The organism is Telluria sp. ZT3P26 (assembly GCF_059686035.1).
Genome location: NZ_JCASII010000005.1, coordinates 315,876 through 340,653, shown reverse-complemented (window position 1 = coordinate 340,653; position 24,778 = coordinate 315,876). Strand labels below are relative to the sequence as shown.

The window sequence follows — 24,778 nt, the reverse complement described above, 5'->3', positions numbered from 1 at the left end:
GGGCCACACCCCGTGCGCGTCAGCGCCACTGTCCATAGACCACGCCGTATTGCTGCGGTTCCTCGACCGGCACGGGCGCAGGCGGCTGCTGCCATTGACGGGGATCGATCTTGTAGTACTTGAGGAATTCGTCGTACAGGGCAGGATGACGCGCAGCAAGCTGGTGCGGTTGCTCGAAGAAACTTTCGGTGGCCACGGCAAAGAACTCGGCAGGATTGGTCGCGCCATAATGGTCGAGTACGCCCTGCGTGCCCCACATGGCGTCATGCCGCAGGTTCGCATAATCGCGTGACAGCACCTCGGACCAGCGACGGTAATGCTCGCTGCTGCCCAGATACGGCGCGCCATTCGTGCTGCCGGATTCGCTGTCGAGCTGGTGGGCAAACTCGTGCAGCACGACATTATGGCCGGGCGCATCGGCGGTATCGCCACGCCGCACATGATCCCACGACAGGATCACGCGCCCATCGCCCCATGATTCGCCCAGCAGATCCTGGCGCTCTTCGGTGACCACACCGGATGCATCGATCTGCTTGCGTGGCGCCAGGAACGCCCCCGGATACACCAGCACCATCTCGAGCGTGGGATAACTGACCGGCTTCGGGCTGTCGCCAACACGCCCCAGCAGCAGCAGACACGCCTGCCCCGCGATGGTGACGCGCATCGTGTCGGTGATATCCAGCCCGCCGCAGCCGACAAACTTCTTCTGGTGCAGGAAATACTGGACCATGCGCGCCAGCCGTTGCCGTTGCAGGTCGTCCATGCCGTTGTATTGCCTGACGTTGGCCGCCAGGATGGCGACATGCTCAGGCGGCAGCGGGCGGGCGACGGCGCGGCGCAAGCGCCACTTGGGCAGCAGCCAGGCCGCCAGGATACCAGCGCCCAGCAACCCGACAACGAGCGCTTCCATCATCAAGCCCGGTTGGCGAGCCAGGCCTGCACATCGTCGGCGCCGCCGATCAATTCACCGCCGACAAAGACTTGTGGCCAGGTCATGCTGCCCGTGATGCCACGCAGGACGATCGAATTGATCTTCTGGTCTTCGGAAATGTCGGTGAACTGGATATCCTGACCATGCAAAGCGTCGCGGGCGCGCGCGCAATGCGGGCAGCCGGGGCGCGAAAACATCACCACCGGCTCGGGCACCGTGGCCTGCGGCGCGACATACGCCAGCATCGTGTCGGCATCGGAGACCTCGAAGGGGTCACCTTCCTTGTCTGCTTCGATAAAAATCTTGTCGATGACGCCGTCGCGCACGAGCATCGAATAGCGCCACGAGCGGACGCCGAAACCCAGGTCGCGTTTGTCGACCAGCATGCCCATGCCGGTGGTGAAGTCGCCATTGCCGTCCGGGATGACGGTGATATTGCCCGCGTCCTGCCCTGCTTTCCACTGGTTCATGACGAAGGCGTCATTGACCGAGATACACATGACTTCGTCGACACCGTGCGATTGCAGCACCGGCGCCAGCTCGTTGTAACGTGGCAGATGGGTCGAGGAACAGGTCGGCGTGAACGCCCCTGGCAGCGAGAACACGACCACCGTGCGCCCTTTGAACAATTGATCGGACGTTACATCGCACCACTGATCATCGGGGCGCGCCTTGAACGTCACGTTAGGTACGGGTTTGCCTTCCAGCGATTCGGCACTCGGTAACATCGATACTCCTGTCTGGTTGATTGTGCACCGCGCAAACACGGCGAGATGGCAGGCAGATGAGGACCATTGACTTGTTTTCAACACGTGCGCTGCAAAAGACGCGGCCCAAAAAACAAAACCGCGCAACATGCGCGGCAAAGGACGACAGCGTTCGTCAGGACCGTGACCGGTGCGGGTCTCGACCGCACCAGCCCCGGGGGCGCATGTAGGGCGCCTTACTTGACTGCAGGTTGGCCTGGTGGCGGGCCGAACAGTGCTGCTACCAGCGGATCGCGCGCCACAGGGCTGCGATTGACGCGGATGGCGTAGTGGGTGTCATCGGCCAGGATGTGGAAGTGGCGACCGCTGCCGGCCATGTTCTGCTCGCGCAGGCCCGGACGCTCCTTGCGTGGGGCGACGCCTTCGCGCTTTGGCTGGCAGATCGCTGCCAGGAACGCCTTGACGCGGTCCGGGTCAGGCGAAATCTGGTACACGGCCTTGCCCAGGTAGGTGGCGGTGCCTTCGATGTAGCGGGCCAGTTCGATCACGCCTGCTTCACGCAGATCGCGGATGTACTTGCGCGCGCCGGACGGCGAAAACTTGAGGAACCAGGCGATTTCATCGGCGAGCATCTCGTGGCTCGACAGTTCATTGATCAGCTTTTGCATGTTTTCAATGCGGCGCTGGGTGGCAGACGTCGAACGCACACGTTCGATCGGTGCCAGGGAAATTGGTGCACGCTCGGTTGGCTGTGGTGGGACGCGTTCAATCAGCGCCGAATTGCCGGAAGTGTGCACTGCGCCGGTGTCGCTGTGAGCCGCGTTGTGCTGTGTCGTTGCATGCATATTGATTAGCTCCAATAGAGAGTGAGACTGTGTGGTCCGGGTCGCTGTGTGTCGTGTGACACCCTGACAACATCTCGGTTCCGCTTAACTAGCCTCAAGATTGCCTGCATCAGACACCAAGGTCTGTGCGCCATCCAACATTCGACAAGATTCCTGAAAGCACCATGGTGCACAGCACCAATGCTGTGGTTTTTCGCCACTAGTGGAACTTTTTGCAATCTTGTAAACTCTCTACGACATGACAGCGTTATGACGTCATGTGATCTGCACGAGCATCACTATACCTGCATGACGGCGACGTGACATTCTCCGGTGCGCGCCCCTTCCTGCGCTATATGACAGCGTCGTTACAGTTAGTTTCACCTTAGAAATGTGCGAATTTGATCACTGTTGTAAAATCGCACAGCGTTTTTCCATTAGGTGCGGTAGCGCACCGAGGATTCTGACCCAGCACTGTTAAGCTTTATCCAACTTAGCTGCTGACGCATGCTTTGTCATCAATTTCAACCAACGGGAGTTACCTGTGAACAACACCAAGAAAATCGCCCTGGCTGCTGCACTGCTGTGCGCATCCGGCGCCACCCTCGCTCAAGAGATCAACCCATCGTGGTACATCCAGCCTAGCGTGAACCACGTTAAGCCAGATGCAGACTTCGGCGTTGACGACCGCGACACGGGTGGCGGCCTGAAGTTCGGTAAGGCGGTCAGTCAGAACTGGGATATCCAGGTCGGCGCGAGCCAGACCCGTTTCGAACAGGGTCGTAGCGAATACCGCCAGACCCTGCTGGGTGCGGACGCTCTGCTGATGCTGAGCCGTGAGCGTTTCCGTCCATTCATCCTGTTCGGTCTGGGTGTTGAGCGTGACAAGGTCAACAATCTGCAGCGTAACGTCGAGAAAAACTCGCCGTACGGCACCGTTGGTATCGGTTTCCAGGCAAGCCTGACCCCGCAATGGTCGCTGCAAGCTGACCTGCGCACCGTCCGTGGCTTCCTGCGTGATGACGAAGAGTTCGGCTTCAAGCGCAGCAACAACAAAATGCTGACCGTCGGCCTGAACTACGCGTTCAACCCGCCACCAGCAGCACCAATGCCAGCACCGGCACCAGTGGTCGAAGCACCAGCTCCAGCACCTGAGCCAGTTGCACCACCACCACCGCCAGCACCACGCTTCCAGAAAGTCACCCTCGAAGCAACCAAGATGTTCGCCTTCGACAAGGCTGTCGTGATCACCCCAGCACCTAAGCTGGACGAGATCGCTGCTGCCCTGCAAGCTGACACCAGCGTCACCAACGTCGAAATCACCGGTTACACCGACCGTCTGGGTTCGGAATCGTACAACCAGAAGCTGTCGGAGCGTCGCGCCATGGCCGTGCGTGAATACCTGATCGGCAAAGGCATCGACGGCAACCGTCTGCGCGCTATCGGCAAGGGCGAAGCTAACCCAGTCGTCGAGTGCAACCAGAAAGGCCGCGCTCAGCTGATCGCTTGCCTGGAACCTAACCGTCGCGTCGAAGTCGACCAGATCACGGTTGAAGTCCCAGTCCAGCGTTAATACCTGAAGCTGTCACTGCCGCATGGCGGCGGTGACAATGCGAGATCGAGGGGGCTTAGGCCCCCTTTTCTTTTGGAGAAGCGGTTATGGCAGTAAATAAATGGTTCCCGTACACGCACCAGATTTACAAGGTACTGCGCGCTGCAGTCATGGACTGGATCGATCACCGCGCATCCAGCAAGGGCGCTGCCCTCGCCTTCTATACACTGTTTTCGCTGGCGCCGATCCTGGTGCTCGTGATCGCCGTCGCCGGCTTTTTCTATGGTGCGGAGGCAGCCCAGGGGCAGTTGCTTAATGAACTGCGTGGCCTCGTCGGGGCCCAGGGCGCCGATACCATCCAGGCCATCCTGGCCGGTGCGCAAAACAAGGAAACGGGCATGTTTGCCACAATCGTGGCCACATTGCTGCTGATCGTCGGCGCGACGACCGTATTTTCAGAACTCAAGGACAGCCTGGATGAAATCTGGAACCTGCCGGCGCCACCGAATGGCGGCGTGTGGAACCTGATCCGTACGCGCCTGCTGTCGTTCGGCGTGATCCTGGTGCTGGGCTTCCTGTTGATGGTATCGCTGGTGATCAGCGCCGCGACCACGGTGGCCGAGAAATTTATCAGCGGTATGTGGCAGGAAGCTGCGATCGTCATGGGCTGGATCGCCTCGGGCCTGGGCTTCCTGGTCATCGCGACGCTGTTTGGCGTGATCTATAAGCTGCTTCCGCGCGTGAAACTGTCGTGGAAAGACGTGGCCATCGGTGCGCTTGGCACGGCGGCGATGTTCACGCTGGGTAAGTTCGGCATTGGCCTGTACATCGGCAACAGCGGCACCACCGACAGCTTCGGCGCTGCCGGCTCGCTGATCGCGCTGCTGCTGTGGGTGTATTACTCGGCGCAGATCTTTTTCCTGGGTGCGGAGTTCGCGCGCCAGTATGCGTTGCAGATGGGTAGTTTGCGTAACAAGCCGAAGTCGGTAACGGGCGTGGACCCGAAGCCGGTGGAAAGCTAAGTCGTCTCACCAGGTCGGCAGCCCGGCTGCCGACCTTCTTGCAGTTCTTATTCGCCCAGCAACTCCGACACCACTTCCATCCCCTCGACGCGCTCGGCCACGACCTTGAGCACCATCACGAGCGGCACGCCAAGCAGCAACCCCCAGACACCCCAGAGCCAGCCCCAGAACAGCAGGCTGACGAACACCGCGGCCGGATTCATGCGCGCGATCTTGCCGGTCATCCAGGTCGCGACGACCATGCCAACCAGGGTTGCGATACCGAGCGAGGCACCGGCTACCAGCGTCACCATCCCCACGGTTTCAAATTGCAGGAAGGCCGCCATGCCGGTCGCGACGGTGATCACGAGCGGACCAAAATACGGCATCAGGTGCGCGACTCCGGCAAATGCCGCCCAGGCGCCGGCATTTTCGAGGCCGATCGCGCGCAGTGTGCCCCACATCAGCAGTGCCAGCAAAACATTGGTCACCAGCAGCATGAACATATAGCTCTGGATCGAGGTATTGATATCGTCCAGAATATGGACCGTGACCTTCTTGCGCGACAGCGACGGCCCGGTCAGCTTGACCAGCTTGCGCTTGAACGTGTCGCCGGCAAGCAGCAGGAAAAACACCAGGAAAATCACCATTGTGGCCTGCGACATGAACGCAGCCAGGCTCATCGAGCCGGCCAGCACCCAGTCCATCACGCGAATTGGCGAGCTGGCCGACGCAACGCTGGCGTTCTGGCGCCGCTGCTGGGTGACGCGGCGGACATCCGAGCCGACATTGCTGGCAGCGCGCTCGATTTCTGCGGCGGCCGCCTGCATCTGCTGCAGCGTCGAGCGCTGCCCCGTCGTATTGGACAGGATGCGCGTGACCTTCGACGTCAGCGTCGGCAGGTCATCGATGATATTGAAGAATTCGCCCTGGAGGCGGTAGACGGTGCCAGCCATCGCGCCCACGATCAAGACCGTGACCAGCGTAGCGCCGACGATGCGGCGGATATGCCAGCGCTCGAGCCAGCGCACGACAGGATTGAGGGTGTACGCGATCAGGATGCCGAGCAGGAGCGGCACGAAGAATTTTTGCGCCCATTGGAGCGCGAAGACGAATGCGATGGTAGCGAGGACGCCGAGCGAGAGGCCGCGGGCGTTGACGTGCAATGGAACGCGCAGACCACCGATGTGGAGCGCCAGTTCATCGCCGGTGGAACGCACCTCGGGATGGAGGGCGTCACCGTTGCTGCTGGGGGGCAAAGCCCCCGGGGCGGCAGTATCAGGCGGGGTTGCCGGCATGGCCGGATCAGATTGAGCTAGCTGCATATGTGTGCCTGAACAAGTGACCGGGCCGCCCCGGCGATCCGACTATTATTTCACGCGGATGTCGTTCTTGACAGCGGTCACGCCTTTGACGCCACGTGCGATCTCGACAGCGCGCTGTGCATCGCGTGCATCAGCAACAAAGCCCGACAGCTGAACGTCGCCCTTGAAGGTTTCGACGTTGACTTCACGTGCTTTCACGTTCGGGTCGTTGATCAGGGCAGCCTTGACCTTGGTGGTGATCACTGCGTCGTCGACGTATTCGCCGGTGCTGGCTTGCTTGTTGGTCGACGAGCAACCGACAGCGGTGATGGCGACGGTAGCGAAGATGGCTGCGGAGATGATGCTTTTAGCGATTTTCATGATGGCTCCTAATAATGATCATGTTAAAACTTACCCTTGCGGGCGGATTGCGCGGCGCCGGCAAGCCGGCCCGCAGGTTTATTTGCCGTATGCCGTCCGGGCGGTGCTCACGCACCCGTCCTTGACAGCGCCGGCGAAGGCATCGCACTTCTGCAGTGCGACGCGATATTCGGCTTCGATCTTGGCGTCATTGGCATCCAGTCGCGCTTCGATCGCCTTGCGGTCGGCCCTGGCGTCAGCCTGGAGCGTGACCAGTGTCGCCTTGGCCTGGGCCAGGCAGACCTCGCGGTCGTTGCCGACCAGCGCGCCGCAGCGCGTCTTGTCGCGTTCATGAAACGCGGTGGCGATGCGCATGCGTGCCTGGGTATAGGCCGCCAGTGTGTTCTTGTTGGCCGCCGTCGCTTCTTCTTCGATCCGGACCCGCGCAGCGCGGGCGTCGGCGACGCAGATATCGTGCGGCACACCTGCCATGGCATCGCACCGGGCCTTGGCAGCGTCATAGCCTGCTTCAGCGCTGTCCATGGCGTATTGATAGATGGTCTTCGCATCCTGTCCTGCCTGTTGCGCCAGGGCCGGCAGTGACCAGGCCATGGCAACAGCGATCAGGAACGTCACATGCGAAGTCTTCATTATTTTTGTTCACCATTTGTCAACACTGGCGCTATCTTTACATGCAGCGCACGCTCGTTCTGTTCGCTGCCGAACATAAGACGCAGAGTGTTGGTGCTTGTCACAGAAACCACGCAGATTGCCTGCCGAATTCACTGTCAACCGGCGAAAACACGGCCTTGTGCTGTAAAACAGAGTAAGTGCGGCAGCGCACAGACCCCTTTCAGCGGCGTGATTAATCTGAACCATACAATTTGTCAGGAGAACAACATGAATGCAAACCGTAAACTTATCGTCGCTGTGCTGGCAACTGGTGCCATGCTCACCGGTTGCGCCACCAACAGCTCGCAGCCCTTCGGCGGCGGCTACAACAATGCCAGCAGCAGCGCATCGGCAGGCTATGGCGTGATCGATTCGATCCAGGTGGCACAGGGTGAAAACCGTACCAGCGGCGCCGGTGCGATCCTTGGTGGTGTGGTCGGCGCACTGGCCGGCAGCCAGATCGGTAGCGGCGGCGGTCGCACGGCGGCCACCGTGGCTGGCGGCGTTGCCGGTGCTGCACTGGGCAACAATGTTGAAAAGAACCGTGGCACGACGGGTCCTGAGCAATACCAGATCAATATTCGCATGGACAACGGCGAATACCGCGCCGTCATGCAGGACAGCGTCTACGACCTGCGCGTGGGCAACCGCGTGCGCATCGTCGACGGCCGCGTCTACCGCTATTAATGATTGATTACGGCGCCAAGCCGTACCTCCTGGCAGGTTGAGGCAATGGGGCATGCGCCCCTTTCCTCGACCGGCCTGTCAGCATCATCGTCTGCCGCACCGCCTCCGGAGAACACCATGGGACACGTCATTCGCACCGCCACGACCGGCCTGCTTGCGCTGGCAACCTCGTTTGCCTGCCTGAGCGCTGCCGCGCAACCGACCCCGCCCACCGGTGGGGATGCCAATGTCAGTCAGGTCGCTGCCCGTCAGCAAGCTCAGGAAATCGCCAAGGGCGATCCGGCACGCTGGTACCGCGACGACCCGGCACAGCAGACACTGCGCAAGGAGCTGCGCGCGGCACTGCAGGAAGCGCAGAACGCGTGCCGGCAACGGCCCACTGCCGAGCGCAAGGCCTGCGTGGCCGAGGCGCGCGCCACGTTCCAGCGCGATTCGGCATCCCTGGCCAAGGCCCCCTCAGCGTAAGCTGCCAGCACCGGCCAGGCCCAGGCACTCGGTCAGCGCTTTTTCTTGCGTGACGGTAGCGGGTACACATCCGCCACCAGCGTGCTCTCGCCGATTTGCCGGCTCGGTGATGCCGAGTCGTGTACCACCAGCAGACCTTCGTCGGCCCCGTCGCGGCTGGCAAACAGGGCAATGCCTTCCGGGTGATCCACGCCCTGGCCGAACGGCAGGTTCAGCACATGCTCCAGCACTGCGCTGGACACGACCGTTTCGCCATCCGGCTCGGCGCCGCCAATCCATCTGAACAGCGTTACCGGCCCATCGAGGTCCATCGTCGGTCCGGCCAGGATCAACAGATCCCTGCCCTGCTTGCACAGGTCGCGAATGCCCAGGCCACCCAGGTCAAGGAAATGTTTGCGGTACAGGTTGCCGTCGGCATCGAGCGGCGCCAGGCGCAGCAGACCGGCTTTCTCGTCATCGACGGGCGCCACCTCGATGATGGTCGCCCAGCCCCGCAGCACCGGCCCGCGCAGACCGAGCAGGACATGCTTGCCCGCCAGTGCGATGCCCTCGATATCGAAACCATTGTCCTTGCCGGGAATGGCCAGGAACGGGCCGATGTGTTCATCGAGCCGCAACTGCGCCGTGAGTTCGTTACCGTGCGCGTCGCCACGCAGCATCGCAGCGGTGCGGCGCTTGCCCTTGTGCTCGATCTCCTTGACCAGCGTGGGCACGCCATCCTGCTCGCCCATCGGAATACGGCCCAGCAGATAGCGGTTGCCATCGGCGCTGACCGTCGCCAGGCGCTTGTGCGTGCGCTTGTTGCCGTCCTCCGGGTCGGGCTTCTTGCGGCGCAGGCTGTGCGAGCCGGTCACCCACATGTACTTGCCATCGCAGGCCAGGCCTTCGACGTCGGCTTCATTGATGCGTTCCTTCTCGCCATCGAAGGCCGGCAGCGGCAGGTCGAAGAAATCATGCAGGGCGAACTGGCGATGCTCGCGCGCGAAGCTGCTCTGGCCGCGGCTGTCTTCTTCCACCAGCGTCAGGCGCTCGATGCTGACCGACTCGTCGTTCGCCAGCCACAGTGTCTTGCCCATGCGCAGCGCCACCGAAAGGCCGTTGCGCAGCTCCTTGTCGGGACTGAGGTCATCGCGTTCCGGATGGAATTCGAGCAGGACGATATTCGAGGGATGCATGCGTGTCTCGTGAAAAATGATTTAACACCCAGCATACCCGATCGGTCGCGCGGCCGATGCCGACAAAAAAGAGGCGCAGTCAACATTATCTGTTGATGACGCCGACAGCGATACGGAACATTTGTTCTGGGGCACATACCCTCCCACCATCCAGAGTCCAGCGACTGCCCAGATACTTGGTGCGCCCTTCTGAATGCAGACTGACCGCCTGGTGCGCAGTCCCGTGCTTGCGTGAAAAGGCGCGATCGGCGGCATGGCTGTCGGTGACCAGCAGCGCCTGCGGATCGAGCCGGGGCAGCAAGTCGCGTTCGAGTTGCGCCGCCGTCAATGCCCCGCGCCCAGTGACCGCGTCGATCGTGTTGCCGCTGCGATCGCGCGCGACCAGTATGCAATCCAGATGCCGCGAAATACCCCGCAAGGCGGCGCACCCGCCCCGCCGGCGCGGTGGCCGGTCGAGCGTGCGGGATCCTTTTTGCGATTCGAGCAGGAACGTCTCGTCGGCCTCGACAATGCCATTCAGAGAGGCCGGCCGGTCCAGCTTGACCCAATCGAGGAAGCGGTGACGCCAGCGGAAGGCCGTATTGCGGTGCACGCCTGTGCGATCTGCCGCTTTGCGCACGGACAGTGAGTCCAGTAGTACGTGAGAATACGCGAGCCATTTGGCCTTGTGCCGGAGTCGCGCCAGGGGCGTGCCGCTCAGATCGTTGAAGGTGCGCCCGCAGCCGCAGCAGCGAAAACGCTGCAGATCGTTGGCGAATCCGTGCCGGTGACAGCGTGCACCGCCACACCGGGGGCAGCAGCGCCCCGGGCCTCTGGCCTCGGCGATCAGTGCCACTACCTGATCGAGACCCGCTGCAGGATGCAGGGCATCGAGCACTTGCCGGCGCTGCGGCCCGTTCAGCTTTGGCACTCTGGAGAACCAGCTTTTGGAACGTGGCGCTTTCATGGTCGGCTCCTGACGCTGGGAACAGGGTTAGACCACGGGGCTGCTTGTCAGTTCAAAACTCTCCTCAATTTAACGCTGACTGCGCCAAAAAAGACGGCGTCCATCTTGCGATTGGACGCCGTTCAAGCCCCACCATATCCGCTACAGCGCGTTGCACCGTATCGTCATCCATTGCGCGCCGCTCAGGCTTCGGTTGCTGCCTTGCGCGAACGCTTGCGATTGAAGTACCAGCCCACTGCGCCCAGCGCCACGGCGGCGCCGGCCACCGGCTTGGCCAGGCGACGCTGGCGCACGAAGTTCAGCGCGCTCATTGCATACGGCATCAGCATCGCCACATTCGCGCCGGTCGGCTTGAGCAAGGCATCGGCCCTGGTGCGCAGTGCCACCGTGGTGTGGTCGATGGCCGTGCGCATCATCACTTCAGGCTTGATGCTGTGCTGGATGCCAGCCTTGGCGTGCGCAACGCCAGCGCGGAAGAACTCGCCCTCACGCAGGAGTTCCTTCTTGCGTGCCGCCGGGTCCAGGCTGTGTTGATGACCGGCCAACCCGGTCGTCTCGTCGTGTTTGTGCATGTTGGCTTCCTTGGATACGCCGCTCACAGCAGCATCTCGCGATCGTTTTTCAGTTCTTTCATCGTGGCCGGGAACCCCAGCTTGTTCTGCTTGATCAGCGCCATGCCCTTGGCCACCAGGATGGCCGTGACCAGCGTGAACACCGCGAACATGATCAACAGGATGGTCCAGCCCATCGATTCCCACGCCAGCGCCACGATCGTCATCGCGCCGAAAGCAATGGCAAACCAGACTGCCAGCGCGGCTCCGGCAAAGATGGCCACCAGCTCGATGACATGGTTGCGGATCTCGGCCAGCTCAAGCGCTGCGAGTTCCACACGCGAGACGGCCAGGCCGAACAGACTCTTGAAGAGACTGGATATGCCGGCAAACACCCCGGGGTTCTGCACGATTGCTTCTTGTTTATCCACGTAGCCCCCAGCCTTATTGTTTACGACTGATCAAGAGGCCGATGAGCACACCGACACCTGCCGCAGCTGCCACGATGCGCCATGGATTATGTTTCACATAATCATCAGCGGAATGCACCAGTTCCTTGCCCTTGACCACGGCCTGCGTGGGCATCAGGCTGGCGCCGCCCAATACGGTATCCAGCATCGCCATGCCGCGCTCGCGCAGCTCTTCGGCTTTTTCGCCGGTGAGCGATGCGGCTGCGGTCAGCATGGATTGCGCGTCGCGCACCAATGCCTTCATGTCGGACTGGGTGGCATAGGTGCTTCCGCTGATCGGGTGCATGCTGCCGTGGCTGTTGCGGGAAGTGTCTAGCATGTTCTACTCCTGTCACTAATCAATCATCAAAACTGACCCGCACGAGGCGGGTCGCCATCAGGCTCAGGCCATCAGGTCGCGCATGTCGTCGGCGTGCTCTTCTTCGACAGCCATGATCTCGACCAGCATGTTGCGGGTGGTCGGATCCTTGTCGCCGATTGCCACGATCATCTGGCGGTACGATTCGATCGCCACGCGTTCGGCGATCAGGTCGGCGCGGACCATGTCTTGCGCGTTTTCCGACGCATCGTATTCGGCGTGGCTGCGTGCAGCGAACGTGGCCGGGTTGAAGTCTGGCGAACCGTTCAGCTGCACGATGCGCTCGGCGATGCGGTCAGCGTGTTCCTGCTCCTGCTGTGCGTGCTCGAGGAACTCAGCCTTGATCTGGCCGGTGCCCGGGCCGCTGACCGTGTAGTAATGGCGCTTGTAGCGCATCACGCACAGCAGTTCGGTGGCCAGTGCATCGTTGAGCATGGCGATGACCGCTTCGCGATCTGCCTGGTAGCCCTCGGTAACGGCGCCGTCGTCGAGGTTGGCGGCTGCCTTGCGGATTGCCGAGACGTCAAAGCCGTGGCCGAGGTTGTTGGTTTGTTCCATGGTGATTCCTTAATTCAAAGTCGGTTCAAAAATGTGTTCAACGCATTGCTGCGCGTGGCGGAATGGCTGCGCCTTCGTTCGACAGAACGATTTCGACGCGACGATTCTGCTGACGGCTTGCTGCGCTGTCATTCGATGCAACAGGGAATGCCTCGCCGTATGCGCGCATGGCGATACGTTCACGCGGCACGCCCTGGCCGGCCAGCGCGGTCGCGACTGCGGCGGCGCGGCGTTCGGACAGTTGCTGGTTGTGGCTCGCGCTGCCGGTGCTGTCGGTGAAACCTTCGATCAGCACGGTGCGGTTAGGGTTCTGGGCCATCACGTCGGCCAGCTTGCGCAGGGTCGACATGCCATTCGCATTCAATACGGCCTGGTCGGTGGCGAACAGGACGTCGCCGATCGTGACCACGAAGCCGCGTTCGGTCTTCACGGCCTGCAGATCGACCAGCAGCGCTTCGAGCTTGGCTGCGCGCTCGGCCATTGCGGCGGTTTCGGCCTGCGCTGCCTGTGCCTGCATCTGGGCTTGCTGCGCCTGGCCTTGTGCCTGCTGCGCGGCGGCCTGGGCCGCTTCGGCTTCGCGCTTGGCGCGATCGGCTTCGGCAGTACGGGCATCCAGGCGCACCATGTCGCGCTGACGGGATGCGTCGGCGATATTCGCTTCGGCAGCCTTGCCCTTGGCAACCTCCTGCGCCGTGGCGATACGCTGCTTGGCCACATACGCGAGACGATCGATGTCGCTCAGGCTTTCGCGGCGGGCCGCGGCCTGGTTGGCCTGGTCGAGGGCTTCACTGGCCTGCTTGAATTCGAGCGGTGCGTAGGTCGACACCTGCACGTTGTTGTTAGCGCTGACAAAGTCGGCGCGCGCCTGGTCGAGCGTTGGCGTGGTCATCGGCGCGCTGGCGCAGGCTGCGGCCAGCACGGCGGCGGCCAGGATCGATACGGCGGATTTGCGGTTTTTCATGTTGTTATTCCTTTTATTGTGCAAGCGCCGGATCGTCGGCGCGAACTCCTGTCCGGGGACAGGAAACAGTGCAATGAGGCAGCTGGCTCAGTTGAATCAGTTGGTATTGGCGCGATCGACTTCTTCACGCAGTACGCGCAAGTCTTCATTCAGGCGGGTCGAGGCAGCCGTTGCCTTGCTCGAGACAGCCTTGCTCTGGGCCAGCTTGGCGTCGGCCTGGGCCTGCACCGCAAGTTCGCGTGCCAGCTTGTAGTCGCGCGCGGCCAGTGCCTGGTTGGCGCGGCCCATTTTTTCGCGTGCTGCCGTCATTTCGGCTGGCGCCAGATCAGCTGCACCTGCCGACACCGCGTTCTCGATCGCATTGCGCGAGACTGCCACGTCCGCCGTCGCAGGCGCCTTGTCAGGACTTGCGCAGGCCGTCAGTGCCAGCAGAGCGGCAACGCAGCCAAGGCGGGCAAACCCGGTCATCGATTGATGTTTATTCATCACATTTTCTCCTGGGAAGTGGTGTAGGTAACGTTATAAACCTGTTATCGGATGCGATCAGTTCGGTGACGCACATTGCCTGCAGGGAGGCAGACCCGCAGCGCATACGCTGGCGCATTGCCGGCGCTCGGTGCAGCATCGCACGTTGGAATGATGGCCCGTAGCGTACGCTCGGCGCACCGACTCAAGACAAAGGATGATCATGGCCGAACCAATGCCGCCGGCGGCGCAACGTCCGCAGGGACCACGCCGCAACAAGAAGACACGGATCGCCCTGGCGGTCCTCGCGGTATTGATTGCGCTGCCGGTCATCGCCGTCATCGTTATTCTCACGTTCGACTGGAACCGCGCACGGCCGTGGATCAACGACAAGGTCAGTGACGCCATCGACCGTCCGTTCGCCATCCGTGGCGACCTGACCGTGTCGTGGGAACGCCCCGCCGCGCGGATGGCGCCGGCCGAGCGCACATGGCGTGATCACATTCCCTGGCCTTACCTCGTCGCGCGCAACACCACGGTTGGCAATCCGGCCGGCATGGAGGCCGGCAACATGGCCAGCGTGGGCCAGTTCTCGTTCTCGCTCGACCCGCTGGCGCTGCTGGACAAGAGGATCGGCATTCCGCTGCTGCGCTTTGACGCACCGCGCATCGACCTGCTGCGCCTTGACCCGACCACCAATAACTGGACGTTCAAGCGCAACGAACAACCGTCGCGCTGGAATCTCGACCTCGAACGCGTGGTGCTGACCGATGGCGTCATCCACGTCAAGGATGCGGTCACCAAAGCGGACGTCACGGCCCGGGTGCGCACGCTCGAGCGCGACCCGGTGTATGGCGTAGCCTTCTCGCTGGACGGCACCTACAACGGCGCGAAGGTTAATGGCGGCGGCAAGCTCGGCTCGGTGTTTTCGCTGAAGAACGAGACCGCGCCCTATCCGATCCAGGGCGAGTTCAGGTCGGGCAAGACCCGGATCGCAATCGAAGGCACCGTCACCAATCCGGCGCAGCTCGCCGCGCTGGACGTACAGCTTGAACTGGCGGGCGCCAGCATGGCGCGCCTGTACCAGTTCACCGGCGTCCTGCTGCCGGAAACACCGGCATTTTCCACTGCGGGCCGCCTGACCGGTCGCCTCGGCAAGGGTGCCAGCAGCTGGGTGTATGACGATTTCTCCGGCAAGGTCGGCGCCAGCGATATCGGCGGGCGCCTCGCGTATGCGACGGGCGGCGCGCGCCCTGTCCTGTCGGGCAATGTGCGCTCGCGCCAGCTCGTGTTTGCCGATCTGGCGCCCCTGGTCGGCGCCGATTCGAACGCCAGCAAGGCAGCGCGTGGCGTCGAGGCCAAACAGCCAACTGGCAAGGTGTTGCCGGTGGAAGAATTCCACACCGAACGCTGGACAGCGCTCGATGCCGACGTGCGCTTTGCTGCCGACAATATTGTGCGCGACAAGGCGCTGCCGATCAGTAAGCTCAGCAGCCATATCAAGATGGACAATGGCGTGCTACGGCTCGACCCGCTCGAATTCGGCATGGCCGGCGGCACCGTGCGCTCGACCATTCGCCTCGATGGCAGCGGGCGCAGCGGCAAGAATGCCATCCAGGCGATGGCGGACGTGCGGGCACGCAAGATTGGCATCAAGCAACTGTTCCCGAAGATTGAACAGATGCAGGCAACGGCAGGCCAGATCAACGCTGACGCCAAGTTGTCGGCCACCGGCAACTCCGTCGCGTCATTGCTGGCCAAGTCCAATGGCGAACTCAAGGCGCTCGTCAGCGAAGGCACGGTGAGCAAGATGCTGCTGGAAATGGCAGGCTTGAACGTGGCGAATATCGTCGTGACCAAGCTGTTTGGCGACAAGCAGGTTGAACTCAATTGCGTAGCAGCGGACTTTGCCGTCAGCGACGGTGTCGCGCGCACGCGCAGCTTCATCGTCGACACCGAAGAAGCCATCATCACCGTCGACGGCGCGATCAACCTGGCGGGCGAGCAGATGGAGCTGCGCATCCGGCCCGAAACCAAGGCGCTGCGCATCTTCTCGCTGCGCGCGCCCCTGTATGTGCGCGGTTCGTTCAGCAAGCCGGACGTGGCCATCGACAAGGGCGTGCTGGCGATGAAGGCAGGCGGCGCAGCAGCACTCGCCGTCGTCGCCGCGCCGCTGGCCGCCCTGCTCCCACTGATCAATACTGGCCCGGGAGAAGACAGCGATTGCGCACGCCTGCTGGCCCAGGCACGGCAAGCGCCGAGCGCGCCGCCACCGGGCCGGCGCCAGCGTCGCTAAATAGCCTCACGGATACAACCTGTAACAACCTGGCACGGGCTCTGTGTGTTGCCGAACAGATCAATTTGGCAATCCTGACTATGATCGCCCCAGGTCATCAAGAAAAGAAACACCCGCATGAACGGATCGAGCATCAGGCGTTTTGGCAGCATCCCGGTTTTACTGGTCGCATTGGCTGGTAGCGCACTGATGGGATGCACTTCCGGACTACCCGGCTTCGGCAAGATCGAAGCCGTCCAGGACGATGCCATCACGGCCGCAGTACACAGCGCCATCCGGCGCGATCCTGAACTGAAGGTGTCCGATCTGGATGTCAATACGTATCAAGGCATTGTCCGGTTGCGTGGATTTGTATCCTCTGCCGACAGCGTCGCCGCAGCGGCCTCGGTCGCGCGAACCGTCAACGGCGTGAAATCGGTCAGAAATGACCTGCGCCTGAAATAACCCCATCAAAGGAGAACATCATGAAACTCATCAAAAACCTGGTAGTGACGGCAACCCTGGCGACCGCCGCATTCGGTATGGTCGGCTGCTCGAACATGTCGAAGCAAGACCGTAACACCGCAGTCGGCGCTGGCGCCGGTGCCGTGATCGGTGGCGTCCTGACCGGTGGCAGCGCAGTCGGCACCGTTGGCGGCGCAGCTGTCGGCGGCGTGGTCGGCAACCAGGTCAAGACCACCAACTGATCCCTGTTCACTGGCGCCAAAGCCAGTGACATGACAGTGAATAGAACACGCCCGGCTCGCCGGGCGTTTTCTATTGGGCGACGCGCTTTGGCGCAGGCCGCTCAGACGGTATCGGTGGCCGGCGCTGCACCGGCTTCGCGCACGATCTGGTAGCAGCTGCAGGCCGCCGCTGCGAGGCGCTCCGGGTCGAGGATCTCGATATTGCCCCGGCTGTAGTTGATCAGCCCCTGCTGCTGCAGCGCGCTGGCCGCCTTGGTCACGCCAACCCGGCGCACCCCGAGCGCATGCGCCAGAAATTCATGGGTCAGGTGGAACTTGTCGGATTGCAGGCGGTCGCGCGTGATGAGCAGCGAACGTGCCAGGCGTGCTTCAAGGACATGGAAGCGGCTGCAGACGGCAATCTGGATCGCCTGGGCCAGTAATGAATCGGTGTACCGGTACAGCACGCGCTGCAGGGCCGGATTGCGCGAGACTTCGAGGCGAAAGCGCCCGCCGTCCATCCGGCTGGCGCTGCCAGCGCGCTGCACGACGGCGCGCACTTGCGTGGTGTCGTGGCCCAGCGCCGTGGTGGCGCCAAGCATGCCTTCACGCCCGACCTGGCCAACCTCGAGCGTCATGCGCCCCTCGGCCACCCCCAGCAGCGATACCAGGCAGTCATGAGGGAAATAAATGTGAAGAATCGGATCACCCGCTTCGCACAGGACCTGGCCAGCTTCCACCCTGACCTCGTCGAGCTGCGGAAGCATCTGGGCAAGGTCATCTGGGGGAAGTGCTGCGAGCAACAAATTACTGCTGGGCTCGAAGACAGGCGGGTGGACGGCAGAATTCATCATTTCCTCACAGATTGGCGTGTGGCGCCAGCCGGGACCGCCACACCCAGTTACATTTACAAACAATGTCTTGGAGACTAACGGTACAGGGTGTGCAGGTATGTACGGTGACGCACGGAAGCTTTAGTTGTTCCTGAGGACAATCATTGAACATCCGGCTTAATGCCTATACGAAAGGAACAAAAGATGACAACCCCTCCAAACATGCCTGTAAAGAACCGCACCCACCCGCTGCTGCTGCTGGCAGCCGCTGCTGTCGTGCTGTTCTCGCTGGTCGGTACCGCCGCCATCATGGGCTGGCTGCCATCATCGGTGGGTGGCACGGCTGACCGTCAGCTGACCGAAGCTGACCGCCTGGCGCTCGCGTCGACCTTGCCGCAAGGTGGTTACGCCGTTGCACCACAAGCCGCCTACCCTGCACCGGCGCCAGCCCAAGCGTACGCGCCGGCCCCTGCGCCAGCACCGGTGCAACAAGCAGCACCTGTGACGAAGATCAAGGAAAGCCAGCCGACCCAGCTGGCCGCCAAGAGCAACTGGTGTGAAAACTGCGGCAACGTGGAATCGGTCCGCGCGATCAAGGAGCGTGCCGAAGGCAGCGGCCTGGGCGCAGCCGGCGGCGCTGTCCTGGGCGGCCTGCTGGGCAACCAGATCGGTGGCGGCAATGGCAAGACGCTGGCCACTGCGGCCGGCGCCATCGGTGGCGCTGTCGTCGGCAACCAGGTCGAGGGCAATGTGAAGGCCACGACCAGCTATGAAATCCGGGTTCGCCTCGATGACGGCACGCTGCGCACCTTCCGCCAGACCACCCAGCCACAATGGGGCAACGGCGACCGCGTGCGTATCGTCAAGGGCCGTCTGCGCTCGGTGGCATAACGCTGCAACGCGCTGGTTTCAGCACGATGACATGGCCGGGATCGCGCAAGCGACCCGGCCAATTTTTTTCCTGAGTGCAATGTGTGCCATCGCACGGTTTTATTGATGAGCTAAGCCGACAATCGGGGTGTGCTGAATCGATTGGCGATACGGCATCAATCAGGGAGACCCACATGAATACCTTGACCTGGATCGGCATCATTGTTTGGGGAATCGTAATGACGTTATTCGGCATGCTGTCGGCCGGGCCGGCGCCTGTCGCGCAGGGCCTGGTGCAAGCCCATGATGTGGTGTTCCTGATTGCCGGAGGCCTGCTGAGCTGCCTGATCGGTTTTACCGGCCTGATCGGGATGATGGGCTGGATTCCAGGCGTGCAAAAACAAAAAAGTTGCGTTTAATGTACGCCATCGAACGGTAGTCGCTCTCAGGAAACAACATACTGGTCTCACAGCGCAACGGGCGCACCCCTTCTAGGAGATTCATCATGCTGTACACAATTGCTGTTGTCCTCGTTATCCTCTGGCTGCTTGGCTTGGTCACGTCGTACACCATCGGCGGCTTCATCCACATCCTGCTCGTCGTCGCCGTCATCATGATCCTGGTTCGCCTGATCAGCGGTCGCGGTATATAGAACTTTTATGACAAGTCTCTGCTTGTCGTAAAATCCAATCCGTTTCGCTGTCGCGCCCCTGTCCGGCGTGACAGCGAAACGGATTTCTTACTTTTAAGGAGTTCCACCATGAACAAAAACTTCATCAAAACCACCGCAGCAGTCGCCATCGTCGTCATGACGGCAACCGGTTGCGCAGACATGACCGGCACCCAGCGCGGTACGGCAACCGGCGCCGGCATCGGCGCAGGCCTTGGCGGCCTGATCGGCGGCACGACCAGCGGCGGTGGCGGCGGCCGTGTGGCAGGCGGCGCAGCCATCGGCGCAGCAGCTGGCGCCGTGATCGGCAATATCTGGTCCAAGCGCATGGAACAGCAAAAACAAGCCATGGAACAAGCGACCCAGGGCACCGGCGTGCAAGTGACCCAGACCTCGGACAACCGCCTGAAGCTGGAAATCCCGAGCGACATCTCGTTCGACACCGGCCGCTCGGACATCAAGAGCAACTTCCAGCCAGTGCTGCAGCGCTTTGCTTCGACGCTGCAAGAGAACCCGAACACCAACGTCGTGATCATCGGCCACACCGACAGCACCGGCAGCGACAGCATCAACCAGCCATTGTCGGTCGACCGCGCATCGCGCACCCGCGACTACCTGGCAGGCCGCGGCGTGAACCCGAACCGCATCACCATCGAAGGCCGCGGTTCGCGCGAACCAATCGCATCGAACAACGACAACGCCGGCAAGGCGCGCAACCGCCGCGTCGAGATCTACGTCGCAGAACCAGCACGCGGCTGATCGCCACGTTCGCCAGTAATACAAAAGGCCGGCATTTGCCGGCCTTTTGCATGGTGACGCCAGACGCGGCTAGGCGGCCTGCGTGAACGCCATGTACAGCTCGCGTGCCTGCCGTGCGACAGGCCCGGCGTCCAGCACATGGTCTTCATAGCGCGTGCATGGCGTGACCTTGCCATAGTTACCGGTGCTGAAGATCTCGCGCGCCGTGCGCAGTTCAGCCTCTTCCACCGTGCGTTCTTCGACCTGGATACCGACCTCGGCCAGCAGCGCCATCACGCGCGCACGCGTGATCCCGGCCAGGAAGGTGCCGTTCAACCGGGGCGTGACCACCTTGCCGTCGGCCGTGACCAGGAACAGATTCGACGCGGCAAACTCCGCGACGTGGCCGTCGCCGTCGAGCACGATCGCCTGCTCGAAGCCGCGCGCCTTCACTTCGCGCATGGCGCGGGTCGAGTTGGCGTACAGCGCCGATGCCTTGGCGTCGGTCGGGGCCATGCTCGGCTGCGGGCGACGCATCGTCGACAGGCCAGCCGAAAACCCGACAAACGGCGGCAGCGGTGCATCGAACAGCGTCAGCGCGAACTGGCTCTTTTCAGCCACCGGAATCAGGAAGCCTTCCGTGCCGAACACGAGCGGGCGCACGTACAGCTCGGCATCGGGCGCAAATTTTGCGACGCCTTCGCGCACCAGCGCTTCCATCTCGTCCACGCTCAAGGGACAGGCCAGGCCCAGTTTCTCGGCCGAGCTGATGACGCGCTCGAGGTGCGGCCGCAGGTCGGGCAGCTTGCCGGCCAGCGCACGCGCGCCGTCGAACACGGACGAACCGAGCCACAGGCTGTGATCCATCGCGCCGTACAGGGGCACATTGCCTTCGGCCCACTGGCCGTTGAAATAAGTGAGGTACATGGTTTCCTTGATGACTGAGACATGGCAGATCCGGTCCAGTGTAGCGGGACTGCCCTGCCCGCGTCCAGTCGCCGGCGCCGCGGCGCGGGTCTGAACCGTGCTACAGGATACTTCCACGAGGTTACTGTTCGTTGCCACACCATATTGGCCCGGCTCCTCGCGTACACTGGCGCTTTTCTGACCAGATTTTTTTTCATGCTCGCAACACTTGAACGGATTGATCCCCACAGCGACAAGATCGACTTGCTGGTCGAGCTCGTCTGCCATTTGCGCCCGCGCCAGCGCTGGGTATGGCAAACGGCCGATGACCCGGCGCAGGCGGTCCGTACGCTGACCCAGCTCCTCAAGGGAAATCCCGACCAGGCATGGGCGCTGCGCCGCTACATCACCACGCTGCTCGAAAAGCGCCGGCACACCAGCCTGTACAGCGACATCGGCATCCTGTCGAACGATGGTTTCGTCACCGAGCTGAAAAGCCGCATCACTTACCGCTTCCTGCCGCCGGCGCTGGAAGACCTGTACCTGTCCGACGCGCTCGACCAGGTGCTGTACCGCCAGGACGATTACGCCTGGATCCGCGCGGTGCCCGACACCGACTGGATGACGTTGTTCCACGTGATCGAAAGCGCCCCGGTGCCGGCGGATGCCAATCCCGGCCGCGCGCGCGTGGTCACGCTCAAGGGCCTGCTCGATGCGATCCGCACGCTGTCGTGCCGCGTCTGCGCGCTGGGCCTGGAGCCCCGCCTCGTGCACAGCTACAGCCAGATCGAGAACTTCGATTCGCCGTTCCTGATGCAGAACATCGAGGTCAACCGTTACCTGGATGAATATGCGCGCTACCTGAACGGCGACATCGCGCGCCCGGACGATGCGCGCCACCTGCTCGTGATGCTCGACCAGTGTGAAGACGTCGTGCTCAAGATCCGGCGCCTGGCGCTGAGCAGCGGTACCAGCATCGCCCTGACCTATCTGCTGGTCGCACTCCAGCAAAGTATCGACCGCCTGCAAAAGCTGCTGTTCCTGGTGGATGTGCCGGAGACCGGGGCGAGCGCCGACACGGACGTCGACCCGGCCGCCGCGACCCAGGGTGTGCTGAGCGCCATGAGCGCGACGGCGACGCCGCCCGAGGCCGCCACGACAGCAGCGCCTGTCACAACGCTGACGCCGCAAGGCAGCCTCGCCGTGATCACCGACCAGCCGGCGCCTGAACTGGGCCCGCGCGAGCGCGCCGTGATCGAGCTGGCCGAAGAACTGATCGAGGCGCACAACACCAAGTATCAGGTGACCAACCTGGTGCGCGACAACGTCGACCTGCTGGCGCGCAACGTCACCGAAAACGCCAGCCGCACGGGCGAGCATTACATCGCCGAAGACCGCAAGGGCTTGCGCAAGATGCTGTGGTCGTCGTCCGGCGCCGGCTTCATCGTCGGCTTCATGGCGCTGCTCAAGATCCTGCTGGGCTACCTGCACTCACCGCCGCTGGTCCAGGCATTTTTGTTCAGCATGAATTATTCGTTCGGCTTCGTGCTGATCCACATGCTGCACTTCACCGTCGCGACCAAGCAGCCGGCCATGACGGCCCAGCGCATCGCCGCGTCGCTGCACCGCTCGGCAACGGGCCGTGGCCTGGACGTCGACCGGCTCGCAGAGCTCGTCAACAAAGTGTTCCGCACCCAGATGGTGGCGGTGCTCGGCAACGTGCTGGTCGCGTTCCCCGTGGCCTGGGCCATTGCCGAGAGCGTGCGCTGGTACCGGGGCGAGCATCTGGTCGACCCGATCAAGGCGCTGCACCTGCTCAACGAAATCGATCCCGTCAACAGTCCGGCCCTGTTCTATGCGGCGGTGGCGGGCGTCTGGCTGTTCGTGGCCGGCCTGGTGTCGGGCTACTACGACAACAAGGCCCTGTACACCCGCATGGGTCAGCGCGTGCAGCAGTTGCGCGGCCTGCGCAGCCTGCTCGGCCCGGCACGGCTGGCGCGCCTGGGCGCGTATGTCGAGAACAACCTCGGCGGCCTGATGGGTAACTTCTTCTTCGGCATCCTGCTCGGCACCACCGGCACGGTCGGTTTCCTGCTGGGCCTGCCGATCGACATCCGTCACATCACGTTCTCGGCCGCCAATTTCGCGACCGCGCTGGTGGCGCTCGACTACCAGATGACCGTGCCGCAGATCATCAACGCCACCGCCGGCGTGCTGCTGATCGGCACGGTCAACCTGCTGGTCAGCTTTGGCCTCGCGCTCTGGGTCGCCCTGCGCGCGCGCAAGATCCGCTTCAAGCGCGGCATCCTGCTGGTGCAGGCACTGGGCCGCCGCTTCGCCTATTCACCGGTCGAGTTCTTCCTCGGCCCCAAACACCGCCAGCTGGCGCCCCCCGACTCCGACCCCGCAAGAGGAACAAAATGATCACGAAGCGCTTCGCCACCTGGTGTGCCATCGCCGCTCTCGCCTGCGCGGTGACCGCATGCAAGACACTGCCCGATGCGAGCACCATGACCGGCGGGCCTTCGCAGTCCACGCCGACGGTCACGAACCAGCATGGCGAACTGAAGCAGAAACAGGCGGCGGCGCTGCTCAAGCGGCGCTGGGCGCGCGCGTCGGCCGACCTCAAGGGACTGGCGGTGCTGGAAGAACAGGCCACCGGCGTACCGATGATTGCCGGGAATGCCGTCACGCTGCTGTTCGACGGTCCGGCGACCATGCGCGCGATGATGGAAGCGGCGCGCGGGGCAAGGAAATCGATCAACCTGGAAACCTATATCTTCGACCACGACGAGATCGGCGGACAGTTTGCCGACATCCTGATGGAAAAGCGGCGCCAGGGCGTCGTGGTCAACATCATGGTCGACGGCGTCGGCACGCTCTCGACACCGAAGGAATTCTTCGACCGGCTGCGCCAGGCCGGCGTCAACGTGCTGGTCTTCAATCCGGTGGACCCGACCAAGCGGCCCGGCAAATGGGCGCTGAACAACCGCGATCACCGCAAGATCATGATCGTCGATGGCCTCGTGGCTTTCACCGGCGGCATCAACATCAGCAGCACCTACGCCAACAGCTCGCTGTTCCGGTCGAAGAAACGGCCGGACGACGTGAGCAAGGATGAAGTCGGCTGGCGCGATACCCACATCAAGATCGAAGGACCGGCCGTCGGCGCGCTGCAATGGGCGTTCATCGACAACTGGGTCCACCAGGACGCGGGGGAATTGCCCGAGATCGATTACTTCCCGAAACTGGCCCCGGCGGGCGACAAGGTCGTGCGCGTGCTGGCCACGTCACCGGACCGCGATTCGACGATCTACAAGTCGCTCGTCGTCGCCATCGGCGAAGCGAAGAAATCGATCCACCTGACGGCCGCCTACTTCGTGCCGGACCGCCAGATCGTCGACGGCCTGATCGCCGCGGCCAAACGGGGCGTGGACGTGCAGCTCGTGCTGCCGGGCGTGTCGGATCACGGCTTCATCCGCCATGCGGGCGAGTCGTTCTATGAAGAGCTGCTGGAGGGCGGCGTGCGCATTCACCAGTTGCAGGTGGCCGTGTTGCATGCCAAGACCACGGTGATCGACGGCATGTGGTCGTCGATCGGCTCGGCCAATATCGACCGCCGCAGCTTCATCCACAACTATGAGGTCAATGTGATCGTGCTGGATCCGGCGTTCGGGCGCGACATGGAAGCCGCGTTCCGGGACGACGTGGTCCATTCGAAGGAAATCAAGCTCGACGCCTGGAAGCGGCGGCCATGGTCGGACCGCCTGCGTGAAGCCATGGCGCGCCTGACCGAATACTGGATTTGAGCGC

At 62.6% G+C, this 24,778-nt stretch carries 29 protein-coding genes; 13 read left to right on the top strand and 16 right to left on the bottom strand.

All coding sequences use genetic code 11. The features are described 5' to 3' along the window. Positions 1–19 precede the first annotated feature (19 nt). The 3 genes from AC56LN_RS17965 to AC56LN_RS17955 all read right to left on the bottom strand — a co-directional run bounded on the left by AC56LN_RS17965 (position 20) and on the right by AC56LN_RS17955 (position 2,483). Entirely contained in the window at positions 20–913 is an 894-nt protein-coding gene (locus AC56LN_RS17965) for a M90 family metallopeptidase (protein WP_499573773.1), read from the bottom strand. Further along, positions 913–1,659: a glutathione peroxidase gene (locus AC56LN_RS17960; RefSeq protein ID WP_499573771.1), complete on the bottom strand. Its 747-nt coding sequence runs from the start codon at positions 1,657–1,659 to the stop codon at positions 913–915. The genes AC56LN_RS17965 and AC56LN_RS17960 overlap by 1 nt, the downstream gene beginning before the upstream one ends. Positions 1,660–1,874: 215 nt before the next feature. Further along, positions 1,875–2,483, bottom strand: coding sequence for a winged helix-turn-helix domain-containing protein (locus AC56LN_RS17955; protein WP_499573769.1), 609 nt, complete (start codon positions 2,481–2,483; stop codon positions 1,875–1,877). Positions 2,484–3,006: 523 nt separating this feature from the next. Here AC56LN_RS17955 and AC56LN_RS17950 point away from each other — a divergent pair. Next, a complete protein-coding gene (locus tag AC56LN_RS17950) occupies positions 3,007–4,035 on the top strand; it encodes an OmpA family protein (RefSeq protein WP_499573767.1) in 1,029 nt (342 codons plus the stop codon). A gap of 86 nt (positions 4,036–4,121) precedes the next feature. Further along, positions 4,122–5,036 carry a YihY/virulence factor BrkB family protein gene (locus AC56LN_RS17945; protein WP_482898192.1) on the top strand — a complete coding sequence of 305 codons (915 nt, stop codon included), beginning with the start codon at positions 4,122–4,124 and terminating at the stop codon, positions 5,034–5,036. Between the two features lie 47 nt (positions 5,037–5,083). Here the strand turns inward: AC56LN_RS17945 and AC56LN_RS17940 are convergent, their stop codons facing one another. From AC56LN_RS17940 to AC56LN_RS17930, 3 genes are all read right to left on the bottom strand, one after another. Beyond that, positions 5,084–6,340, bottom strand: a complete 1,257-nt coding sequence (locus tag AC56LN_RS17940; protein ID WP_499573763.1) for an AI-2E family transporter — start codon at positions 6,338–6,340, stop codon at positions 5,084–5,086. A 45-nt stretch (positions 6,341–6,385) separates the two neighbouring features. Next, the gene (locus AC56LN_RS17935; protein ID WP_183550710.1) at positions 6,386–6,700 is read right to left on the bottom strand and encodes a BON domain-containing protein; all 315 of its coding nucleotides are present in this window, start codon (positions 6,698–6,700) and stop codon (positions 6,386–6,388) included. Between the two features lie 78 nt (positions 6,701–6,778). Then, a complete protein-coding gene (locus AC56LN_RS17930) occupies positions 6,779–7,330 on the bottom strand; it encodes a hypothetical protein (RefSeq protein ID WP_499573762.1) in 552 nt (183 codons plus the stop codon). Between the two features lie 249 nt (positions 7,331–7,579). Between AC56LN_RS17930 and AC56LN_RS17925 the strand changes: the two genes are divergently transcribed. Both AC56LN_RS17925 and AC56LN_RS17920 read left to right on the top strand, forming a co-directional pair. Further along, positions 7,580–8,038, top strand: coding sequence for an outer membrane lipoprotein (locus AC56LN_RS17925; RefSeq protein WP_482898189.1), 459 nt, complete (start codon positions 7,580–7,582; stop codon positions 8,036–8,038). Between the two features lie 117 nt (positions 8,039–8,155). After that, positions 8,156–8,503, top strand: a complete 348-nt coding sequence (locus AC56LN_RS17920; protein WP_499573760.1) for a hypothetical protein — start codon at positions 8,156–8,158, stop codon at positions 8,501–8,503. A 32-nt stretch (positions 8,504–8,535) separates the two neighbouring features. On the opposite strand, the gene AC56LN_RS17915 is transcribed toward AC56LN_RS17920, so the two are convergent. The 8 genes from AC56LN_RS17915 to AC56LN_RS17880 form a co-directional block, all read right to left on the bottom strand. Next, a complete protein-coding gene (locus AC56LN_RS17915) occupies positions 8,536–9,678 on the bottom strand; it encodes a DUF3616 domain-containing protein (RefSeq protein ID WP_499573759.1) in 1,143 nt (380 codons plus the stop codon). A gap of 85 nt (positions 9,679–9,763) precedes the next feature. Continuing rightward, positions 9,764–10,624, bottom strand: a complete 861-nt coding sequence (locus AC56LN_RS17910) for an IS1595 family transposase (RefSeq protein ID WP_499573757.1) — start codon at positions 10,622–10,624, stop codon at positions 9,764–9,766. A 182-nt stretch (positions 10,625–10,806) separates the two neighbouring features. After that, on the bottom strand, positions 10,807–11,196 hold the full coding sequence (locus tag AC56LN_RS17905) for a hypothetical protein (RefSeq protein ID WP_499573756.1): 390 nt from the start codon (positions 11,194–11,196) through the stop codon (positions 10,807–10,809). Between the two features lie 23 nt (positions 11,197–11,219). Beyond that, complete coding sequence (locus AC56LN_RS17900) at positions 11,220–11,606, bottom strand: phage holin family protein (RefSeq protein ID WP_499573755.1); 387 nt, start codon at positions 11,604–11,606, stop codon at positions 11,220–11,222. Positions 11,607–11,619: 13 nt separating this feature from the next. Beyond that, on the bottom strand, positions 11,620–11,964 hold the full coding sequence (locus tag AC56LN_RS17895) for an ElaB/YgaM/YqjD family protein (RefSeq protein ID WP_482898183.1): 345 nt from the start codon (positions 11,962–11,964) through the stop codon (positions 11,620–11,622). A 63-nt stretch (positions 11,965–12,027) separates the two neighbouring features. Then, entirely contained in the window at positions 12,028–12,561 is a 534-nt protein-coding gene (locus tag AC56LN_RS17890) for a ferritin-like domain-containing protein (protein ID WP_183550672.1), read from the bottom strand. 37 nt (positions 12,562–12,598) lie between these two features. Next, entirely contained in the window at positions 12,599–13,522 is a 924-nt protein-coding gene (locus tag AC56LN_RS17885; protein ID WP_499573752.1) for an OmpA family protein, read from the bottom strand. A gap of 96 nt (positions 13,523–13,618) precedes the next feature. Further along, positions 13,619–14,008: a DUF4398 domain-containing protein gene (locus tag AC56LN_RS17880; RefSeq protein WP_499573751.1), complete on the bottom strand. Its 390-nt coding sequence runs from the start codon at positions 14,006–14,008 to the stop codon at positions 13,619–13,621. 202 nt (positions 14,009–14,210) lie between these two features. Between AC56LN_RS17880 and AC56LN_RS17875 the strand changes: the two genes are divergently transcribed. From AC56LN_RS17875 to AC56LN_RS17865, 3 genes are all read left to right on the top strand, one after another. Beyond that, positions 14,211–16,283, top strand: coding sequence for an AsmA family protein (locus AC56LN_RS17875; protein WP_499573749.1), 2,073 nt, complete (start codon positions 14,211–14,213; stop codon positions 16,281–16,283). A gap of 117 nt (positions 16,284–16,400) precedes the next feature. Continuing rightward, positions 16,401–16,727 (top strand): BON domain-containing protein, encoded by a 327-nt coding sequence (locus AC56LN_RS17870; RefSeq protein WP_499573747.1) that lies wholly within the window; start codon positions 16,401–16,403, stop codon positions 16,725–16,727. A 20-nt stretch (positions 16,728–16,747) separates the two neighbouring features. Then, entirely contained in the window at positions 16,748–16,969 is a 222-nt protein-coding gene (locus AC56LN_RS17865; protein ID WP_183550660.1) for a YMGG-like glycine zipper-containing protein, read from the top strand. Positions 16,970–17,070: 101 nt separating this feature from the next. Here AC56LN_RS17865 and AC56LN_RS17860 read toward each other — a convergent pair whose 3' ends face one another. Then, positions 17,071–17,799 carry a Crp/Fnr family transcriptional regulator gene (locus AC56LN_RS17860; protein WP_482898178.1) on the bottom strand — a complete coding sequence of 243 codons (729 nt, stop codon included), beginning with the start codon at positions 17,797–17,799 and terminating at the stop codon, positions 17,071–17,073. A gap of 186 nt (positions 17,800–17,985) precedes the next feature. On the opposite strand from AC56LN_RS17860, the gene AC56LN_RS17855 reads away from it, so the two are divergent. From AC56LN_RS17855 to AC56LN_RS17840, 4 genes are all read left to right on the top strand, one after another. Then, positions 17,986–18,672, top strand: coding sequence for a glycine zipper 2TM domain-containing protein (locus AC56LN_RS17855; RefSeq protein ID WP_499573743.1), 687 nt, complete (start codon positions 17,986–17,988; stop codon positions 18,670–18,672). Between the two features lie 173 nt (positions 18,673–18,845). Further along, on the top strand, positions 18,846–19,070 hold the full coding sequence (locus AC56LN_RS17850) for a hypothetical protein (RefSeq protein WP_482898176.1): 225 nt from the start codon (positions 18,846–18,848) through the stop codon (positions 19,068–19,070). An 86-nt stretch (positions 19,071–19,156) separates the two neighbouring features. Further along, entirely contained in the window at positions 19,157–19,303 is a 147-nt protein-coding gene (locus tag AC56LN_RS17845) for a lmo0937 family membrane protein (protein WP_005671362.1), read from the top strand. 108 nt (positions 19,304–19,411) lie between these two features. After that, a complete protein-coding gene (locus tag AC56LN_RS17840) occupies positions 19,412–20,080 on the top strand; it encodes a YiaD family glycine zipper/OmpA-like lipoprotein (RefSeq protein ID WP_499501654.1) in 669 nt (222 codons plus the stop codon). 69 nt (positions 20,081–20,149) lie between these two features. Here the strand turns inward: AC56LN_RS17840 and AC56LN_RS17835 are convergent, their stop codons facing one another. Beyond that, on the bottom strand, positions 20,150–20,986 hold the full coding sequence (locus AC56LN_RS17835) for a branched-chain amino acid aminotransferase (RefSeq protein ID WP_499573741.1): 837 nt from the start codon (positions 20,984–20,986) through the stop codon (positions 20,150–20,152). 195 nt (positions 20,987–21,181) lie between these two features. Between AC56LN_RS17835 and AC56LN_RS17830 the strand changes: the two genes are divergently transcribed. Together AC56LN_RS17830 and cls are read left to right on the top strand one after the other, a co-directional pair. Beyond that, positions 21,182–23,389, top strand: coding sequence for a site-specific recombinase (locus AC56LN_RS17830; protein WP_499573739.1), 2,208 nt, complete (start codon positions 21,182–21,184; stop codon positions 23,387–23,389). Continuing rightward, positions 23,386–24,774 carry a cardiolipin synthase gene (gene cls, locus AC56LN_RS17825; RefSeq protein ID WP_499573738.1) on the top strand — a complete coding sequence of 463 codons (1,389 nt, stop codon included), beginning with the start codon at positions 23,386–23,388 and terminating at the stop codon, positions 24,772–24,774. The genes AC56LN_RS17830 and cls overlap by 4 nt, the downstream gene beginning before the upstream one ends. The last annotated feature ends 4 nt before the right edge of the window (positions 24,775–24,778 follow it).

Bases quoted from the DNA above. Each gene is read 5' to 3' on its own strand.
- AC56LN_RS17965 (WP_499573773.1), bottom strand. From the start codon at position 913: ATGATGGAAGCGCTCGTTGTCGGGTTGCTGGGCGCTGGTATCCTGGCG.
- AC56LN_RS17960 (WP_499573771.1), bottom strand. From the start codon at position 1,659: ATGTTACCGAGTGCCGAATCGCTGGAAGGCAAACCCGTACCTAACGTG.
- AC56LN_RS17955 (WP_499573769.1), bottom strand. From the start codon at position 2,483: ATGCATGCAACGACACAGCACAACGCGGCTCACAGCGACACCGGCGCA.
- AC56LN_RS17945 (WP_482898192.1), top strand. From the start codon at position 4,122: ATGGCAGTAAATAAATGGTTCCCGTACACGCACCAGATTTACAAGGTA.
- AC56LN_RS17940 (WP_499573763.1), bottom strand. From the start codon at position 6,340: ATGCAGCTAGCTCAATCTGATCCGGCCATGCCGGCAACCCCGCCTGAT.
- AC56LN_RS17935 (WP_183550710.1), bottom strand. From the start codon at position 6,700: ATGAAAATCGCTAAAAGCATCATCTCCGCAGCCATCTTCGCTACCGTC.
- AC56LN_RS17930 (WP_499573762.1), bottom strand. From the start codon at position 7,330: ATGAAGACTTCGCATGTGACGTTCCTGATCGCTGTTGCCATGGCCTGG.
- AC56LN_RS17925 (WP_482898189.1), top strand. From the start codon at position 7,580: ATGAATGCAAACCGTAAACTTATCGTCGCTGTGCTGGCAACTGGTGCC.
- AC56LN_RS17920 (WP_499573760.1), top strand. From the start codon at position 8,156: ATGGGACACGTCATTCGCACCGCCACGACCGGCCTGCTTGCGCTGGCA.
- AC56LN_RS17915 (WP_499573759.1), bottom strand. From the start codon at position 9,678: ATGCATCCCTCGAATATCGTCCTGCTCGAATTCCATCCGGAACGCGAT.
- AC56LN_RS17910 (WP_499573757.1), bottom strand. From the start codon at position 10,624: ATGAAAGCGCCACGTTCCAAAAGCTGGTTCTCCAGAGTGCCAAAGCTG.
- AC56LN_RS17905 (WP_499573756.1), bottom strand. From the start codon at position 11,196: ATGCACAAACACGACGAGACGACCGGGTTGGCCGGTCATCAACACAGC.
- AC56LN_RS17895 (WP_482898183.1), bottom strand. From the start codon at position 11,964: ATGCTAGACACTTCCCGCAACAGCCACGGCAGCATGCACCCGATCAGC.
- AC56LN_RS17890 (WP_183550672.1), bottom strand. From the start codon at position 12,561: ATGGAACAAACCAACAACCTCGGCCACGGCTTTGACGTCTCGGCAATC.
- AC56LN_RS17885 (WP_499573752.1), bottom strand. From the start codon at position 13,522: ATGAAAAACCGCAAATCCGCCGTATCGATCCTGGCCGCCGCCGTGCTG.
- AC56LN_RS17880 (WP_499573751.1), bottom strand. From the start codon at position 14,008: ATGAATAAACATCAATCGATGACCGGGTTTGCCCGCCTTGGCTGCGTT.
- AC56LN_RS17875 (WP_499573749.1), top strand. From the start codon at position 14,211: ATGGCCGAACCAATGCCGCCGGCGGCGCAACGTCCGCAGGGACCACGC.
- AC56LN_RS17870 (WP_499573747.1), top strand. From the start codon at position 16,401: ATGAACGGATCGAGCATCAGGCGTTTTGGCAGCATCCCGGTTTTACTG.
- AC56LN_RS17865 (WP_183550660.1), top strand. From the start codon at position 16,748: ATGAAACTCATCAAAAACCTGGTAGTGACGGCAACCCTGGCGACCGCC.
- AC56LN_RS17860 (WP_482898178.1), bottom strand. From the start codon at position 17,799: ATGAATTCTGCCGTCCACCCGCCTGTCTTCGAGCCCAGCAGTAATTTG.
- AC56LN_RS17855 (WP_499573743.1), top strand. From the start codon at position 17,986: ATGACAACCCCTCCAAACATGCCTGTAAAGAACCGCACCCACCCGCTG.
- AC56LN_RS17850 (WP_482898176.1), top strand. From the start codon at position 18,846: ATGAATACCTTGACCTGGATCGGCATCATTGTTTGGGGAATCGTAATG.
- AC56LN_RS17845 (WP_005671362.1), top strand. From the start codon at position 19,157: ATGCTGTACACAATTGCTGTTGTCCTCGTTATCCTCTGGCTGCTTGGC.
- AC56LN_RS17840 (WP_499501654.1), top strand. From the start codon at position 19,412: ATGAACAAAAACTTCATCAAAACCACCGCAGCAGTCGCCATCGTCGTC.
- AC56LN_RS17835 (WP_499573741.1), bottom strand. From the start codon at position 20,986: ATGTACCTCACTTATTTCAACGGCCAGTGGGCCGAAGGCAATGTGCCC.
- AC56LN_RS17830 (WP_499573739.1), top strand. From the start codon at position 21,182: ATGCTCGCAACACTTGAACGGATTGATCCCCACAGCGACAAGATCGAC.
- cls (WP_499573738.1), top strand. From the start codon at position 23,386: ATGATCACGAAGCGCTTCGCCACCTGGTGTGCCATCGCCGCTCTCGCC.